General features: G+C 47.9%; 13 protein-coding genes. 8 read left to right on the top strand and 5 right to left on the bottom strand.

Annotated elements, in window-relative coordinates; all coding sequences use genetic code 11:
- Window positions 1–8 precede the first annotated feature (8 nt).
- Window positions 9–371: a hypothetical protein gene (locus tag L3N51_RS05490; RefSeq protein ID WP_238025971.1), complete on the top strand. Its 363-nt coding sequence runs from the start codon at window positions 9–11 to the stop codon at window positions 369–371.
- Entirely contained in the window at window positions 331–1,947 is a 1,617-nt protein-coding gene (locus tag L3N51_RS05485; protein ID WP_238025970.1) for a DEAD/DEAH box helicase, read from the top strand. The genes L3N51_RS05490 and L3N51_RS05485 overlap by 41 nt, the downstream gene beginning before the upstream one ends.
- On the opposite strand, the gene L3N51_RS05480 is transcribed toward L3N51_RS05485, so the two are convergent.
- The 3 genes from L3N51_RS05480 to albA all read right to left on the bottom strand — a co-directional run bounded on the left by L3N51_RS05480 (window position 1,923) and on the right by albA (window position 3,556).
- Entirely contained in the window at window positions 1,923–2,390 is a 468-nt protein-coding gene (locus L3N51_RS05480) for a hypothetical protein (RefSeq protein WP_238025968.1), read from the bottom strand. The two genes, L3N51_RS05485 and L3N51_RS05480, sit on opposite strands and share 25 nt — an antisense overlap.
- A gap of 437 nt (window positions 2,391–2,827) precedes the next feature.
- Complete coding sequence (locus tag L3N51_RS05475; RefSeq protein WP_238025967.1) at window positions 2,828–3,148, bottom strand: hypothetical protein; 321 nt, start codon at window positions 3,146–3,148, stop codon at window positions 2,828–2,830.
- Window positions 3,149–3,259: 111 nt separating this feature from the next.
- Window positions 3,260–3,556, bottom strand: a complete 297-nt coding sequence (gene albA / locus L3N51_RS05470) for a DNA-binding protein Alba (RefSeq protein ID WP_238025966.1) — start codon at window positions 3,554–3,556, stop codon at window positions 3,260–3,262.
- A 372-nt stretch (window positions 3,557–3,928) separates the two neighbouring features.
- Here albA and rgy point away from each other — a divergent pair, with 372 nt between their 5' ends.
- On the top strand, window positions 3,929–7,378 hold the full coding sequence (gene rgy / locus L3N51_RS05465) for a reverse gyrase (RefSeq protein ID WP_238025965.1): 3,450 nt from the start codon (window positions 3,929–3,931) through the stop codon (window positions 7,376–7,378).
- On the opposite strand, the gene L3N51_RS05460 is transcribed toward rgy, so the two are convergent.
- A complete protein-coding gene (locus L3N51_RS05460) occupies window positions 7,343–7,621 on the bottom strand; it encodes a DNA-binding protein (RefSeq protein WP_342765755.1) in 279 nt (92 codons plus the stop codon). The two genes, rgy and L3N51_RS05460, sit on opposite strands and share 36 nt — an antisense overlap.
- Before the next feature lie 104 nt (window positions 7,622–7,725).
- Window positions 7,726–10,521 carry a DEAD/DEAH box helicase gene (locus L3N51_RS05455; protein WP_238025964.1) on the bottom strand — a complete coding sequence of 932 codons (2,796 nt, stop codon included), beginning with the start codon at window positions 10,519–10,521 and terminating at the stop codon, window positions 7,726–7,728.
- A gap of 142 nt (window positions 10,522–10,663) precedes the next feature.
- Between L3N51_RS05455 and L3N51_RS05450 the strand changes: the two genes are divergently transcribed.
- The 5 genes from L3N51_RS05450 (at window position 10,664) to L3N51_RS05430 (ending at window position 16,101) form a co-directional block, all read left to right on the top strand.
- Window positions 10,664–10,840: a hypothetical protein gene (locus L3N51_RS05450; RefSeq protein WP_238025963.1), complete on the top strand. Its 177-nt coding sequence runs from the start codon at window positions 10,664–10,666 to the stop codon at window positions 10,838–10,840.
- 102 nt (window positions 10,841–10,942) lie between these two features.
- On the top strand, window positions 10,943–12,385 hold the full coding sequence (locus L3N51_RS05445; protein ID WP_238025962.1) for an RtcB family protein: 1,443 nt from the start codon (window positions 10,943–10,945) through the stop codon (window positions 12,383–12,385).
- Window positions 12,382–13,314, top strand: a complete 933-nt coding sequence (locus tag L3N51_RS05440) for a deoxyhypusine synthase (RefSeq protein WP_238025961.1) — start codon at window positions 12,382–12,384, stop codon at window positions 13,312–13,314. The genes L3N51_RS05445 and L3N51_RS05440 overlap by 4 nt, the downstream gene beginning before the upstream one ends.
- Before the next feature lie 34 nt (window positions 13,315–13,348).
- Window positions 13,349–14,944, top strand: coding sequence for a DNA topoisomerase VI subunit B (locus L3N51_RS05435; protein WP_238025960.1), 1,596 nt, complete (start codon window positions 13,349–13,351; stop codon window positions 14,942–14,944).
- A complete protein-coding gene (locus L3N51_RS05430; RefSeq protein WP_238026065.1) occupies window positions 14,938–16,101 on the top strand; it encodes a DNA topoisomerase IV subunit A in 1,164 nt (387 codons plus the stop codon). Before L3N51_RS05435 ends, L3N51_RS05430 begins: the two co-directional genes overlap by 7 nt.
- The last annotated feature ends 40 nt before the right edge of the window (window positions 16,102–16,141 follow it).

The raw sequence follows: 16,141 nt of genomic DNA, 5'->3' as shown, positions 1-16,141 counted from the left end.
TAAATGTAATGAGGCCAGCAGAGATCCCCTTTCAAGCTGAAGGAATAATGGACGCACTAAACCTTGGAATATCAGAGGCCACTTACTTGGGCGCAGAGTTCATTGGGTTGACGCTGGATAACGGAATAGGCCTCATATTGAGGGTAAGCCCTGACGAAAGAATCATAAAGATCTTGGTAATGAGCGAGAAAGAGCTACCTTTACCTCCCCTGGGTATATTCGTGAGATCGGACGGGAAGGCCTACAACATATACATCGTGGATAAACCTGAAAAGCTCAACGAGGTAGTAGGAATGGATAGGAAAGTGATCTTTGTGGAAGTGATATCTGGTGTCCTTGAAGACTTTCTACGTGAAGCCCTTCAACAATGAGGTTCTGGAGAAGCTGATTTCCTTTTCAAAATTTCTTGGCGAGGATCAGAACGGAGCAAAATTCATGGTTGACCCAGAGAGGGCTAGGATAAATGGGATAACTCTGGAGCAAATAAGGAAAGTCCTCGAGGAAGTGGGAGTAACGCTTGATCCGGAGTTCCTCAATCTCCTAGAGAAGGAAATGGGAGGTTATGATGTGGTTTTTGAGCTGGAAGGTAGTAAGCTGGTGGTTAGGGCTAGAACGAGAATATCGGATATCCTGAGAAAGTATAGGATAAGCATACCCTACGATCCAAGAGATAGGGTTTACAGGACTAGGCCATTCTACTATCACGTGCTCAGGAGGATCCTAGAGAGCGAGGGACTAAGGGTGAAGAGACTGGAACTGGCTCAGGATCGCTTTTCCTTGAGGGTAACGGCGAACCTAAGGGAATATCAGCTCGAGGCAGTTAGGGCATGGAAGGAGAACGGGTATAGGGGGGTGATAGCCCTTCCCACAGGTGCAGGAAAGACCCTGATAGGAGTGCAGGGTATGAGCATGTTGGGCTTGCCCACCCTAATCGTGACTTTTACCAATGAACAGCTGAGGCAGTGGGAGGAGACAATCAGGAGATTCACCACCGGGGAGGTTGAGGTCGGTTTATACTATAGCAGGAAGAAACAGCTTGCCCCAATCACGATTACCACATATCAGACCGCAATTAAGCATATGGATGAACTTTCATCGTTTCAGTTCCTGATAATAGACGAGGCTCATCATCTTCCCGCGGAGAAGTTCAGGGAGATAGCCCTGTCCTGTGTGGCCCAGTACAGGATGGCCCTCTCTGCAACTCCCTATAGGTCAGACGGAAAGCACGTGGAACTCTTCAGACTGATGGGAGGCCTGGTATACCAGCGCGGAGTGGAGGAGCTTGTGGCTCAGGGTTATCTAGCGCAGTTCAGGGTTCTGAGGATCAAAATTCCTCTAACCCTCGAGGAGAGAGTGGAATATGAGAGCCTCATGAGGAAGTTCAGGTCGCTCTCGGAGGGAAGGCCGATTCTAGAGATTGTCAAGATAGCAAAGGAGGGCGAGGTTAAGGCAATAGAAGCCCTAAAGGTATACAACAGAATAAGGTATTTAATAGGTCTAACAAAGGGAAAGCTATCCAAGATCAGGGAGATAGTGGAAAACGAAAGGGGGAAAAAGGTTGTAATCTTTACCCAGTACGTGGAACATGCTGAGCTCATTTCCAGGGTGATTGGTGGTTACATGCTCACCGGTCAGATGTCAAAGAAGGACAGGGAAGAGGTTCTGGAGAAGTTCAAACAGGCTAGTTCAGGTGTTCTGGTTTTAACCACAGTGGGTGATGAGGGGCTGGACATTCCAGATGCGAGCGTAGGGATCGTGGTGGCCGGGACTTCTTCCAAGAGACAATATATACAGAGGCTTGGCAGACTTCTCAGGAATAATTCCGGGAATAAGGTAGCAATACTCTATGAACTCATAGCTAAGGGAACCTCCGAGGAATATCAGTCGAAGAAGAGGAGATCCACCTCATTAGATGACCTGTTTTACTCATTAGAGGACAGGAAGTAAGTAAGGGAGTGAGCAAGCGCCAGTAACAAGGTTCTGTCATCACTCAGGAAAACCTCTTTTCCCCTTGACGAGATTAGGGGTTGACCTTGCACGGTGACTATGGGAACCCCGGGGAGAGAAGATGCAACTCTAAACTTGGATCTACCGAGGAGTTCCCTTGCGGTAAAGCCTGGGAGGAATTCATGGCTCAGAACCTCCAGTTCCCCTTCAATCTCCGAGGACGGCTCCATCACAACGACGTTACCACCGACTCTTACTCCATCTACCCAAGTGGGGGATGTTATCATGTGAGGGCATTCATGGGAGACCACGGAAAGGGGAGGGAATGTTTGAGCCTTCCCCCTAACAAATGCAGTGAAGGGTTTCACGGTGACCAGATCTCCAGGGCCCAGTAGGTTCACCTCATGGGGTCTGCAGATCCTCCCCTCAAGAATATATGGCATAAATCTAAACCTTAAACTAGGATATAAAACGGCTATGATAGGACTTGTAAGGTCTGACCGTGATGAGCAACCAGGCTTTGAGCCGTAACAAGATGTGACGAGGAAATTGGATCATCGCAGTACAGTTTCATGGGGAGAGCGGAGATCCATCGTTTAGCATATTATACCACAGGAGGAATGTAAGGCAATCATGAAGTGGTTGAAGAAAAGGGATGCCGTAATTTATTTTTTATTATGGAAGAAATTCAGGGATACGGGGTTCACTCTCTTTGAGGCCTATTCTCATCTAGATCCGTATTTTTCTAAGAAAATAACAAAATCTACCATAAGATACATGCTGAGAGCAGGCTTACTGATAAATAAGGATGACAGGATGTATCTTTTACCCCTAGAGGAATACCTAGAGCTAATTTCTCTACCATATCTAAAAAGAAGGGCTAGTCTTCGTCATAGAATTCAAGGATAACCTTTACCTTGACTTCCTGTTTTGATAAAGGAGGTATCTTATCACCGAAGTCGACTCCAATGGCCACGGGATTTCCCATGGAATCGTTAAATCTGACCTCAGCAACGTAATGCTTTGAGGGTCCACTGCTCATCATGTTCATGAGTTCTGAGTATATTCTGGAGATGGCCATCTGAAATGCAATTGGACTGGAAAGGTCCTCTGGCCTGAGCTGTATTGAGGCTAGATTTCCCATTACTTCACCTATCTTTGCCTTTGCCTCAAATTCTACCTTATGAGTAGGTTGACTCATGTCTATCTTATAATAAGATCTCCAGTGGTCTATTAAATATATGCCAAGAAGCCTTCAGTGCCCAAAATAGAATTATCTCTGGAACGGCGTAAAAAATCGCTATCTAACCGTTTATGCCTTTTTCCTTATACTTATCTCTATCGTAGATACCCTAGACTGCCTTCCGTCTTGGCTGGTCACTACTTGGCTACCTACGCCTATGGCTCTGATCTCTATCTTGTCTGGAAGGAATCTGTTCCTAACTATTTCCACAGTATCCACAGCTTTGCTTATTGCCCTTCCTCTAGCCTTTATTATGATCTCTGGAACGCCCTGGTTTAGCAGAGTCAAGGCAGCTAGGACATAGTTCATTACTGGCTTTTTACCTACAAGGACTACGTTACTTGGAGTAGGAGATGTTCCGCTCATTTTATTCACCTATGTGCGGATCATAACCATATCGTAAGTTTAAAAAGTTAATCGGACGGCCATTCAAGGTTTTGTAATAGTATTGGTATAATTTCACTTTATATCCAAGTTTTCCTTGATCGTGTCATAGTGTCGTCAAACTTTAAATTAGTTTTATGGCTTCGCGACTTCGCATTGAATTCCTTGAAACTTGAAATGTGTCAACGTGACGACACTATGAATCATGTTTGTGAATAAGGGAACTCTGAGTAATAATAAGAATTTAAAACGTTCTATTTTCAGTCAACGCTATCTGGAACTTATAAACGAAACGTTTTGGTAACATCTGGAGTCCTATCTTATAAATCCCTTCCCTTTCCAAGCTAGGAATTAATGATAACTTCAGTATTCCATAGCTCTTGTCCCAACTGTCAAGGACCTCTTGAAGATTACAGGGCTCTGGCAGGTTTACCGTGCAGTGCGTGCATGCCTGGAAGCGTCGACTCATTCAAGGATTTACCTCAGGAGGAAAAGATAAGGGTTGTATACAATATCTTGGTTAATAACGGGAAACTGGGAAAATACTGGGAACTGTACTACACCACAGAAATGTATAATGAGATTATCAACTATTTTAAACATGCCACAGGTAACGAACCCTGGTCACTGCAGAGGCTTTGGCTCAGGCGTTTGGGAGAGAGGGAGAACTTCTCCCTGTCTGCACCCACAGGGATGGGAAAGACAACCACCCTGATCTCATATTCAACTTACCTCTCCAAGGCAGTTTTATACATAGTCCCAACCAAATCCCTCCAGGAACAGATATGCTCCAAAATCGGAGCAATCTCAAGCGTTTCCTGCGGAAAGGTTGACCCCAACTCTATCTCTGTACTTACTGTAAGTTACGTTAACAAGAACTACGAGCAGATCAGGGATTACAGGCCAAATTTCATCGCAGTTGATGACGCAGATGCCATAATCAAGAGCGGGAAGACTACGGATAAACTTGTCGAGCTAATGGGAATCCCCAAGGACGTGTATGAGGACGCAATGAGGCTGGTGAGGCTCAGAAGGATGCTCTACTTAAAGGACAACAAGGACGAGATAATGGAGAAAATAGCCCTCCTGGAAAGGAAGATACAGAGCTTCACGGGGATAATTGCTCAGCTGGTTGTTGCCAGCGCAACCCTAAGACCCAAGGGGGTGAAACAGAAGGCGTTGAGGCATATCTCGGGCTTCGATATCTCCACAGCCCAAACTTACGCCCGAAACATAGTTGACTCATTCACTTCCACCAGTCTGGAAGAGGTGGTTCAGAGGCTGGGACCTGGAGGTCTGATCTTGGTCTCCAGGGAGTACGGAAAGGAGAAAATGAAGGAGATCAAGGAAACCCTAACATCCATGAACTTCAGAGTGGGTCTGGCTATCAGTGGCAGAAAGTTCCTTCAGGACTTTTCAGACGGAAAGACCGACATCCTTGTGGGCTCCGCCTCATATTATGGCGTGGCTGTAAGGGGAATAGACGAACCAAAGAGGCTGAAATATGTTCTGTTTTATGGAGTGCCCAAATCCAGAACCAGGGCAGAGGAATCTGTAAAGAATCCCTTCACGCTCTTGAGGGTGTCCAGACTCTTGGGGATACAGGTTCCTGAGGAAGAGATATTGGGCCTATCCCCAGCTGAGGCTCAGGCCATAAAGATAGCCATGATAACCGGTCAGCCTCTGGAGGGAAGGCTGGGCACACTCCTGGAAAAAATGAAGGTTCTCGTGAAGGAGGCTCAAGAGGCCCTCAAGAAGGTGAACGGAACCATTGTGGGAGAGACCTTCCAGATCTCTAGGAAGGGAAAGGAAGTGTTCATAGAGTACCCCGATATCATAACTTACCTCCAGGGCTCCGGGAGGAGTAGCAGGCTCCTAAATGGGGGGCTAACGCAGGGCCTGAGCGTCATCTTGGTGGATGATCAAGTTATATTTGAGCTCTTCAAGAGGAAGATGAACTTCCTGATTCCTGGGTTCGCCCCGGTAAACTTCGAAACCGTTGAGCTGGATAAGGTAAAAGAGGAGATTGAAAGGACCAGGAGGGAGGGAGGAAACAGGATAGAAATTAAAACGGGACTTTTGGTAGTCGAATCTCCCACTAAAGCTAAGACCATCTCTAGACTGTTCGGCTTTCCGGCCCGCAGAAGCATAGGAGGAGTTCCGGTATATGAGACCGTGGTGGTTGAGGGAAACAGGGTGTACATTCTGGACGTGATGGCCACAAAGGGCCACGTAACTGATCTCACGCTTGAGGAAAAGGGGTACTACGGTGTTGAGATCAAGGGGGACAGGCTCAGTCCCTTCTATTCCCACATATACAGGTGCTCCAGCTGTAAAAGATCTGTGAGTAAGGAAGTGGAAACTTGTCCCTACTGCGGATCCAACCTGATCTCCTCCTCTCTCTCAACTATCAACGCCATGAGAAAGCTCGCCCTAGAGGTGGACCAGGTATTCATCGCCACCGATCCGGACACCGAAGGTGAGAAGATCGCATTTGACGTTGCCATCAACATATCTCCGTATAACCCCAACATAGCTAGGATAAAGTATCATGAGGTTACCAGGAGTGGCATAGTGGAGGCATTGAGGACCTCTTCTTCCCTGGATATGAACGTAGTCTACAGTCAGATGGTGAGGAGGATAGAAGATAGATGGATCGGATTTGAACTGAGCAAACTGCTCAAGCTCAGGTTCGGAGATAGAAACCACGGAGCTGGAAGAGTGCAAACTCCGGTCCTAGGATGGATAGTCAAGAAGACCGTGGATTATAAGCAGAGAATGGGTTGGATACTTAACGTCAAGGTAGGAAGTTACGTGTACAGGGAGTTTCACAGGGAGAAACCCAACCTCCAGGACAAGACCGTGGAAGTTGACGTGGTGGAGGAAAGAGAGGAGACGTTACAGCCACCTCCACCCTTCTCCACAGACGACCTATTGATAGAGGCATATAGGTGGTACAAGATCCCAGCGGAGAGAGTTATGAGGCTTGCCCAGGATCTCTTCGAGAGCGGTCTCATTACCTATCATAGAACAGACAGCCACCATGTGTCTGGAAGGGGAATGGAGATAGCCAAAGAATATCTGGAGAAGACGAACCTATCCCACGAGTATCAGCCCAGGGGATGGGGGAGTGAGGGGACCCATGAAGCCATAAGACCTACTAGGCCACTGGACCTGGAGTCACTCAAGAGAGAGATTGCTGAGAACCCCACAATGCTTTCAGTGAAGTTTTCGTGGGCCCATTTCGCCTTGTATGACATGATATTCAGGAGATTCATGGCCAGCCAGATGCGCGAATCCAAAGGAGTTGTGAGGAAGTTTAGAATGAAGCTGGGAGAAAGAACCTGGGATGCGGAGCTATTGGTGAAAATGTATGGCGGTTTCTCCAACCTCTATACCTACAGGCTATATGACGTGCCTGTGGGAAAGACCAGTGCAGAGATCAGCGTGGTTAGGGGATCAGACGTGAGATTGCTCACCTATGCAGATGTCATTAAGGATATGAAGGAGAAGAGGATAGGAAGACCCAGCACCTATGCCAAAACCATTCAGTCCCTCCTAAGGCACGGATACGTGATCGAGAGCAAGAAGAAGGCAGTCCTAGTAGCAACAAAGAAGGGGATAAATGCCTACGAATTCCTCTCCAGGTTTCCAGACCTTACCTCTGAGGAGGTCACCGCGGATCTGCTTTCCAAGATGGATGCAATCTCCACAGGGAGTTTAGAACCAACCTCAGTACTGCTTCCGATTCTCCATAACCTACAAGGTCTAGAAACTCTTCCTAAGTCTGAACAGGAGATATGATATCCTTCTCCTGTCCTTGAATTCACTACCTATGCTGACATCAACAAGGACTACACCATCTCCCAGTTTTTCCTTCAGGACGTTATATACATCCACGGTTCTATCTATCTCCCTACCGTAACCCTTGAGCTCCACGTCCTTAACTCCTTGGTTAAATGAGGAGATTATGTCTAATACCTGTTCCTCTATGGACTTATTCCTGCTTACTACGAACTGAGTACCTCTTTCCATTAGGACTTTCACTACACTCATGAACCGCGATTGACAAATAAATCTATTGATTGCACATTCAATTCCTCGCTTCAGTAACACGGGCCAGTATCATCCAATCATATCTTGGGCTCTCATCACGTATATTTGAGGTTCTGAATGTAAGCTGACGCATTTAGGAGGAGATAGGGAACGATATCCCTCCTCACGAAATAGTATCGTGGGGACATGTTACATATCATGGGATCCACCGGGTCGTGGATCCTAAGCTCCCCAACCTCATCCATTGGAATCCTCTTCGCGAACTCCTCTGGATTTTCTAATATCTGTTTTGGCTTAAATATCAACTCTGTGTTACTGGAACCTTCGATGGACCTCATTTCAGCTATGAAAGTTTCATCCTCGTTGATGGGAGCGAAGGAGGTATAGAACTCATCTGAGTTCACAAGTTGTTTCAGCTCTTCCACTGTGCACCACCTGATCTCCTTGCTATCCACGTCCACGAAGCTGGTTACCCTATACTTTGTGCTCGTCTTTCTCATCTGCTTTAGTTTCACCTCAAGGCTCCTTGTGGGAATAGATAACATCTCAGAAATTTCATGAACGGTATATGCTCCGCCTTTCAGCGCGTCGTAAATCAGGATGTTTATTCCAGAAATCCACGGCTTGATTGGGGCGTGTGATAGAACCGCCTCACTCAGTGGTGTCAGGTAATCAGATCTGACTATGGTTATCTTCCCTTCCCTTATCCTCCTCAGTGTAGCCATGGTCCCCCTTATGTTAAAGTATCTCTTGACTGTCTGCCTGAGACCTTCCTTTATTATCAGTTTGTCCTCCTTTGGGTTTATCTTGCCTATTTTACCAAAGCTGGCCTGTATCTCCTTCTCAACGGACATGAAGAGCGGAGATCTTAGAATTGACCTGAAAAGTATTCTCCTTATTTTCTCTTCCTTCATCTGGATCAGTTCCCTAAGGAGGTCCCTGTCTGTGATGTTTATCGAAAACCCGTAGATTGAAGCCCTGGTATAAACGTTGAGTGTGTACTTGGAGGTGGCCAGATACATAAGCATGTGGGCTATTGTGTTGGCTATCTTTTCATCAATTAACGTGGAATAGATGGTCTCCTTATCTGTTATAGTCATGTATATTACGTTCGATGAGGGTAGCGGTAACTTACCCTTTACGTATTTCTCCATTAGCGCACGTAAACTTACCTTGGCGTTCTCCTCTAAAACCTCACTCTCCAGTATTTTATCATTCTTAAACAATTCCTGTATTTCCCTGGGGATGAGTTGGGATTTGGGCACTCCTTCTCCCTTCCAGATGGGTATTTCTCCCTCTCCACGATCTGCCGGTAACAGGTCCACCATCATCATTCCATTATGTATCCTTGCTACCTTCCACAACTTACCACTGATTCTGATCAGGTCGCCTGGACGAATATGCTTGTATACGTAGATCGCGTCTATCTCTCCTATTATCTTCTCTCCACTCCTCAGGGTGAACGCATCGTCGTTACTTATCAGCGAGAAGAACTCCGAGAAGTTCTTGGCCCACACAAAATTGTTGGATCTGTTGAAGGTCCAGATCTTGAAGAATGACTTTCCCAGCTTGAGTTCGTCTCCCTCCAAAACCACCAAGTTGTTCCTTTGAAGGTAGGAGATCAGGTTCCCAAACTCCTCCCTGGTCAGGTCCCTGTACACCTGAGAGGCCGTAATTACGGAAAAGACGCGGTCCAACTTCACCGAGGAGTACTGGAGTAGCATACCGAGTATCTCCCTGGCCACAACGTCCAGGGGTCTGATCCTCCTGGGAGGCTCCAGTTTCCCCTTTTTGGAAAGGGAATATATGGCCAGTGCCTCTAAACAATCAAAGTCCTGCACACAAATGATTTCCCCGTAAGGTATCCCTCCAACGCAATGACCGCTCCTCCCCAATCGTTGAAGGAACGATGCAACTGAGGGAGGAGGTCTATACATTATTATCTTCTTAACTTTCCCCACGTCTATACCGAGCTCAAGGGTCTTAGTGCAGAGAACGGCTCCAGCCTTACCGCTTCTCAGGTTCTCCTCCGCACTGCTCTTAGAATCCCTGGAAATGGAGGAGTGATGAACAAATATCCCCTTCTCCCCCAGTTTCTCCAGTTCCTCATGTAACCTTTCCGTGAGGAACCTGGAATTGGTAAATACCAGGGTGGGCGGTTCCAGAGATTCCTTAATGGTCTTGGCAGAGGCTACCCAGATATCACCCGAATCGCTAATGGACCTTATCTTGAGTCTGAACTCCTTCCCCGCCTCACTCTTTACTATGGTTTTGGGCCTACTTGAAGAACCGAAGAGCGTAGTCGCAACAGCTTCCTCGTTGCTGATGGTAGCTGACAGGCCAATTCTCTGAAAGTCCTTCCCCGAGAAATCCTTCAGCCTTTCAAGGAGGACGAAAAGCTGGGCCCCCCTCTTGGACCCCATGAGCTCGTGTATTTCGTCTATTACCACCCAGTTCACGTTCTTGTAGTTCTCCCTGAACTTGGACGCCCAGTCCATGTCTATTTCCAAGCCCTCAGGGGTGGTAACAAGGATGTGGGGAGCCCTTCTCAGCCTCATGTTTTTCTCCTTCTGCGGAACCTCCCCGTGTTTTCTATTCACCACAAAACCCAGTTTTGACGCCCACCAGTCTATCCTTATGGTAATGTCATTTATCAATGCCTTAAGTGGGGTAATGTAAATCATGGAGACGGGTTTCTGCTCTCCCTCCGACATAAGGCTGAGGATGGGGAGTAAAGCGGCCTCGGTCTTTCCAAATCCAGTGGGCGCTATGATCAGCGTGTTATATCCCCTCAATATGGGTTCCATGGCCATTTCCTGAATCTGGGTCATCTTAGTCCAGTTTCTCTCCTTCATCAGGCTCGATATCTTCTTGCTGAGAGAGTCACTCATCTATTTCACCATTATATCGTTTGGCGGGACAGTACCAGCTATGGTTATTTTTAAAAATATAAAATCTATCCTCGTCAATATGTCACAATCCCATGTTTGTGTCACATGCGGTAGGCCTTTCCCTGAAGGACAAGGAATAATTATGTCGCTGGCAGGAAGAACTCTGGAATTTCACAGTAAGGCCTGCGCGTACTCTTTCCTGAGGGAACTGGTGTTTTCAGTGCCCGAGGACTGCGTTTCATCTCCACTTAGGGAAATCTACGAAAAACACCAGGAGGCACTGGAGGAGATGAAGAAGAGGGCGGAAAAGAGGATTTGATCAGCGTAGTTTTGTTCATCACGATTCAGGGTCCGCCACACTCATCAGCGTGATGAGAACAGTTTTATTACTTAAAAAGGATTGACATGATTTGAATCTTCCATGGATATTTCTCTAAAGCGTGTGGACTCCTTTGAGTGGAGGATAGAAAGGAATGGTTGCATGAAAGTGCCAGCCACAGTCTTTGCAGATGACGTGCTTATCGAGAAAATGAAGCAGGACATGACACTGAGGCAGGCGACCAATGTGGCCTGTCTACCAGGAGTCCAGGAATCAGTTTTCGTGCTTCCTGATGGACATCAGGGATACGGTTTTCCCATAGGGGGAATAGCTGCAACCTCAATAGAGGAGGAAGGAGTAGTCAGTCCTGGAGGCATAGGTTATGATATAAACTGCGGAGTCAGACTGTTGAGGACCAACCTCGATTACTCCGACATTAAACCGAAACTGGTTGATGTAGTGGAGGAACTTCACAGAAGCGTGCCCAGCGGGGTTGGAAGCGAAGGTAGGATAAAGCTCACACAGCAGGAGTTGGATAACCTGCTCCAGGAAGGCGTTAGGTGGGCAGTGGATAAGGGTTACGGATGGAACGAGGATACGAATAACATTGAGCAGAAGGGTAGCTGGGAACTGGCCGACCCAAGTAAGGTTAGCCAAGTGGCGAAACAGAGGGGAGCAGCGCAGCTGGGAACTCTGGGTGCAGGAAATCACTTCCTTGAGGTCCAAGTGGTTGACAAGATATACGACGAGAGGATAGCAAGAGCCCTGGGGATAACTAGGGAGGGACAGGTTACTGTTATGATTCACACGGGATCCAGGGGTTTGGGACATCAGATAGCCAGCGACTATCTCCAGATAATGGAGAGGGCCATGAAGAAGTACGGAATAGAGGTACCCGATAGGGAACTCGCGGCAATTCCCTTCAACAGCAGGGAGGGACAGGACTACTTTAGGGCAATGGTCGCAGGGGCGAACTTCGCTTGGAGCAACAGGCAGCTGATCACCAACTGGGTGAGGGAGAGTTTCGGAAGGGTCTTCAAGGTCGATCCAGAAAAGCTGGACCTGCACATCGTGTATGACGTAGCACATAACATAGCCAAGATAGAGGAGTACGACATAGGAGGTAGGAGGAAGAAGGTTCTGGTTCACAGGAAGGGCGCGACTAGAGCCTTTCCACCGGGTAGCCCAGAAATTCCGCAGGAACACAGGGATATAGGACAGGTGGTCCTGATCCCTGGAAGCATGGGAACTGCCAGTTACGTGATGGCCGGTATACCTGAGGGGAGGAGGACTTGGTTCACTGCCCCACACGGAGCGGGGAGGTGGATGTCTAGAGAGGCAGCAGTAAGGAACTACCCTGCAAATTCCGTTGTGGGATCCCTGGAGGAGAGGGGAATAATAGTCAGGGCTGCCACACGCAGGGTAATAGCTGAGGAGGCTCCAGGAGCATATAAGGACGTGGACAGAGTCGCAAGGGTGGCTCACGAGGTTAAGATAGCCAAGCTGGTCATGAGACTTAGACCAATAGGGGTGACCAAGGGTTGAAAAGAGAGGACATCTTGGTGGAGGAAGTCCAGGACGTCACTCTCGACGAGCTTAAGGGGTCCAACCTCCTTGAGGTCTACAACAAGATTTACGGATTCAGCGCAGAGAGCCTTTACAGGGGATCTAGGATCCTCAAAAGGATAGTTTCCGAGTGTGATCTCAGGTTCATTTCCTTCACAGCTAACCTTGTGTCCACAGGACTGAGGGGTCTCCTTGCAGACATGATCAGGAGGGGATACTTTAACATGGTTGTTACAACTGGTGGAACAGTGGACCATGACATTGCCCGAAGTTTTGGAGGAAAGTACTATAAGGGATCGTTCGAGTTCAGCGATGAGGAGCTAAGAAGAATAAACGTGCACAGACTGGGAAATATACTCATTCCCTTTGAGGACTACGGAGGGGTGGTAGAGGACGCTGTAAACAGGATCGTTCCTCCCCTGGTTAAGGAGAAGAAGGAGTGGCCCGTCTATGAGCTCCTGTGGGAATTTGGCAAGAGGATAGAGGATAAACATTCCATCTTAAGGGCAGCCTACGACACCAAAACCCCCATAATTGTCCCAGGTATTGTGGACGGAAGCTTCGGAACCAACCTGTTCATTCAGTCCCAGTTCACAGGACTGAGAATAAACCTCTTTGAGGACATGAGGCTCATCAAGGATAGGGTGTTCTCCAGCAAGATGGCCGGAGCCCTTCTCATAGGTGGTGGTATCAGCAAGCATCACACCATATGGTGGAACCAATTCAGGGATGGACTGGATTACGCGGTTTACCTCACCACCGCCCAGGAATTTGATGGAAGCCTCAGCGGAGCTAGGCCCAGGGAGGCAATCTCCTGGAATAAGATAAGGGAAAACGCGGAGCAGGCTGTCATCTACGCTGACGCCACCCTAGCCCTCCCGCTCTTGGCCACATCCTTAATAAGCTAAGTCGCATAATAATATGTCTATCATGGTGATTTAAGTGTCAGCTAAAGAGAAATTTACTAGTATCTCGCCGGCGGAGTTCTTTAAGAGAAACCCGGAACTGGCAGGCTTCTCCAACCCAGCCAGGGCCATGTATCAAGCCCTCAGGGAGTTAGTGGAGAACGCACTTGATGCCACGGACGTCCACGAGATTCTTCCCTCAATTAAGGTCGTGATCGAGAGGACCAGTCAGGAAAAGGAGATTTACAGGCTCACCGTGGAGGATAACGGAATAGGTATCCCTCCACACGTGGTTCCAGACGCATTTGGAAGGGTACTTTACAGCTCGAAGTATGTTCTCAGACAGACAAGGGGAATGTACGGGCTTGGAGTTAAGGCAGCTGTACTCTATAGCCAGATGTACCAGGACAAACCCATTGAGATAACCACCGCGCCAGTTAACTCCAAAAGGATTTACAGTTTTAAGCTGAAGATAGACGTCACGAAAAACGAACCCATCATATATGAGAGGGGATCGGTCAACAACGATACCGGTTATCACGGTACCTCGGTGTCCATGTATATCCTTGGAGACTGGATGAGGGCCAAAAGCAGAGTATACGAGTACATAAAGAGGACCTACATCATTACCCCTTATGCTGAATTCTACTTTAAGGACCCTGAGGGTAACGTTACCCTGTATCCCAGGCTCACCAACAAAATGCCTACCCCTCCCAAGGAGGTAAAACCCCATCCTTACGGTGTGGATATAGAGTTACTCAAGAACATGATCTCCAGGCAGAAGGAGGACACAACGGTGAAGGATTTCCTGGTGAAGGAGTTCCAGAGTGTTGGGGAAAAAACGGCCCTAAGCGTAATTGAGATGGCTGGCCTGGATCCTGAGAAGAAGGTCCAGAAGCTCACTGACGATCAGCTCTCCAAGCTAGTAGATGCCATGAAAAACTTCCCCGACTTCAGGCCCCCTTCACCTGAGGCTCTTTCCACCATTGGGGCTGACCTGATCGAACTGGGATTGAAGCAGACCTTTAACCCGGAATATGTGGGCGCGGTGACCAGGAGACCCAAGGCCTATCAGGGTCACCCCTTCATAGTTGAGGTTGGCTTGGCTTACGGTGGGGATATACAGCCCTCCGAGGAACCCACGGTCCTGAGGTATGCCAACAAGATCCCCCTCATATATGACGAGAAATCTGACGTGGTATGGAAAGTAGTTGAAGAGATTGACTGGAAGAGGTATGGAATAGAGGATGAACAACTTCCCCTGGTCGTCATGGTTCATCTCTGCAGTACGAAGGTGCCCTATAAGAGCGCAGGAAAGGAGAGCATAGCTGATGTGGAGGAAATAGAGAAGGAGATCAGGAACGGAATAATGGAGGCCTCCAGATCTCTTAAGACCTTCATGACGGAGAAACGGAAGGAGGAAGAGGCTAGGAAGAGGCTTCTAACCTATCTGAAGTACATACCTGAGTTGGCCAGATCCCTTTCCATCTTCGTGACTGATGGAAAGAAGGAGTTAGCCCCCAAGGTCCAGGAGGAGATACAGAATAAGATGATTGACCTTGTGGTGACTAAGCTTAATATTAAGGACAAAGATTTGGAATTATTTAAGTCGTACAGGGTTGAGACATTATGAGCGAGTTCGTATCTAAGGTGGACAAGGAGGCAAGGAGCAGGGCAGCCGAGACCTTAAAGAAGAACTTCCTCACTCTCTTGGATCAGCTAAATAGGGGAGAACCCCTGGTCATGGAAATTCCCAAGCGAACCCTAGCTAATACAGTATATGACGAAAAGAGGAAACTCCTCCTCCTGGGAGAGGAGAAAATGAAGAGAAGCTTTCTGGACATGAACGAGGCAAGAAGGTTCATGCAGACAGTTCTCATGGGAAGTATCATTTATGACGCCCTCGTCAACGACGAGTATCCAACCATCCGTGACCTCTATTACAGGGGGAAGCACTCCATAATTCTCAGGGATCCCAAGGGAAAGACCCATGAGGAGAACACCTGGGATGAACAGAAGGAATCGGACAGCGTGATAATAGACATCGAGGTCTTCACCTCACTCCTCAGGGAGGAAATGCTGATCCTGAGCAAGGAGAAGGGGAAAGTGGTTGGAGACATGAGACTGAGGAGCGGTAACGACATAATAGATCTGAGCAAGATGGGGCATGGGGCCTACTCCATAGAGCCCACCCCAGACCTGATAGACTTCGTCGAGGTTAACGCTGATTACGTCCTTGTGGTGGAGAAGGATGCAGTGTTTCAACAGCTGCATAGGGCCGGCTTCTGGAGAAAGTATAAGTGCATCTTGATCACCAGTGCCGGACAGCCAGACAGGGCAACAAGGAGATTCCTCAGGAGGCTTAACGAGGAGTTGAAGCTACCGGTGTACATCCTGACAGACGCCGATCCCTATGGATGGTACATCTACAGCGTCTTCAGGATAGGATCAATCTCACTTTCCTATGAGAGCGAGAGGCTCGCCACGCCGGACGCCAAGTTCCTAGGGGTGTCAATGGGGGACATCTTTGGGACTCCCAAGAAGAAAGCCTACCTCAGCGAGAGGGAGAGGTCCAGCTTCATAATAAAGGCCAAGGAGACCGACATAAAGAGGGCCCTGGAAATAAAGAACTACAGCTGGTTCAAGACCAAGAGCTGGGAGGAGGAGATAAACATGTTCCTACAGAAGAAGGCCAAGCTGGAAATAGAGGCCATGGCCAGTAAGGGTCTCAAGTTCCTCGCCTTCCAGTATATTCCTGAGAAGATTCAGACCAAGGACTTCATAGGGTAAGACCAAGGTTTGAAATGGTCAGACGAGACAGGTTATTTCA

The sequence above is a fragment of the Metallosphaera javensis (ex Hofmann et al. 2022) genome (genome assembly GCF_022064045.1).
GTDB lineage: Archaea > Thermoproteota > Thermoprotei_A > Sulfolobales > Sulfolobaceae > Metallosphaera > Metallosphaera javensis.
The sequence above is the reverse complement of the archived record's forward strand: the minus strand, read 5'-3'. Positions and strand labels throughout refer to the sequence as shown.

Bases quoted from the DNA above. Each gene is read 5' to 3' on its own strand.
- L3N51_RS05480 (WP_238025968.1), bottom strand. From the start codon at position 2,390: ATGCCATATATTCTTGAGGGGAGGATCTGCAGACCCCATGAGGTGAAC.
- rgy (WP_238025965.1), top strand. From the start codon at position 3,929: ATGATAACTTCAGTATTCCATAGCTCTTGTCCCAACTGTCAAGGACCT.
- L3N51_RS05450 (WP_238025963.1), top strand. From the start codon at position 10,664: ATGTCGCTGGCAGGAAGAACTCTGGAATTTCACAGTAAGGCCTGCGCG.
- L3N51_RS05455 (WP_238025964.1), bottom strand. From the start codon at position 10,521: ATGAGTGACTCTCTCAGCAAGAAGATATCGAGCCTGATGAAGGAGAGA.
- L3N51_RS05475 (WP_238025967.1), bottom strand. From the start codon at position 3,148: ATGAGTCAACCTACTCATAAGGTAGAATTTGAGGCAAAGGCAAAGATA.
- albA (WP_238025966.1), bottom strand. From the start codon at position 3,556: ATGAGCGGAACATCTCCTACTCCAAGTAACGTAGTCCTTGTAGGTAAA.
- L3N51_RS05490 (WP_238025971.1), top strand. From the start codon at position 9: ATGAGGCCAGCAGAGATCCCCTTTCAAGCTGAAGGAATAATGGACGCA.
- L3N51_RS05445 (WP_238025962.1), top strand. From the start codon at position 10,943: ATGGATATTTCTCTAAAGCGTGTGGACTCCTTTGAGTGGAGGATAGAA.